This is a genomic window from Planomonospora algeriensis (assembly GCF_977012225.1).
Genome location: NZ_CDRNDK010000925.1, coordinates 1 through 1,038, shown reverse-complemented (window position 1 = coordinate 1,038; position 1,038 = coordinate 1). Strand labels below are relative to the sequence as shown.

The following is a 1,038-nucleotide window of genomic DNA, read 5'->3' as shown; positions in this document are numbered from 1 at the left end:
CGCGGCCAGCCCGTCGAGCAGCAGGCGCACCCGGCGTCCCCGCCCCCACCGCGGTCGCGGTGTCGACGACCACGGCCTGGCCGTACGGCCGGCGCGGATCGGCCGCGACGACCACCAGGCTCCATCCGGCGTGCCGGGAGACGCCGGGCCGGAGCGGGACGTCGGCCACCCAGTACTTGCCCCGGAGCCTGCGCACCAGGCCGGTCACGTCGGCGAACGCCTGGTACGCCCGGCCGGACGGCAGGACCCGCTCGGTCACGTTCGCGGCGCTCACCTGCGTGTAGCCGGCGCTCCCCGGGGCCTTGAACTTGATCCGCCCGGCGGCGGGCGCGCTCGCCGACCAGTAGAGCCCGGCCCAGACGACCTTGCCGCGTCCGGGCAGGTCCAGCCGGGCGGCGCTGGAGCTCTTCGTCGACGGGTCCTTGTCCCGGTCGAAGAGCCGCATGGGCGCCTGGTCGTTGTCGCGCTCGTCGCCGTCCCGCGACCGCACCGACCGGCACATGCGGCCGGTGGGCGCCCGGGTCAGGAGGGTGTTGCCGATCGCGGCGGTGACCACCCTGCCCTCGGCGGCGAAGCGGGCCGGGGCCCCGAAGGCCCGCACCCCGCTCTCCGACTCCGCCACCGCCTGCTCGCCCCCGCCGCCGACCCGGAGCGAGAGCGGCCGGTCCAGGGCCGCCGTCGGCGCGACCTTCACCCTCAGGAAGACCGAGGTGGCCTGGCCGGGGGCCAGCGGGCCGCGGGTGCAGCGCACGTTCCGGCCCGCAGGTCGGCAGGACCACCCGTCCACCGTGCCGACGGGCCCGCCCGCGGCGGACCGCGCCCGGCTCCCGCCCGTCAGCATCGTCACCCCGTCCGGCAGGCCGATCCGGGCCACCAGTTCGCGGCTCCCGCCCAGGCCCGCGTTGCGCAGCCGTACGGCCACCATGCCCGGCTGGGCCCTGACCAGCGCGCCGAGCACCTCGATCCCGGCGACCAGGCGCGGGACGGGCACCCCGATCCTCCCCCGCTGGTGCGTCGGGCTCGGCGCCTCGCGGGGCG

1 pseudogene is annotated in these 1,038 nt (G+C 78.2%); it reads right to left on the bottom strand.

The features are described 5' to 3' along the window. Positions 1-991: pseudogene (locus ACWJ6R_RS36935) on the bottom strand (hypothetical protein); the annotation flags it as partial. Positions 992-1,038: the final 47 nt, after the last annotated feature.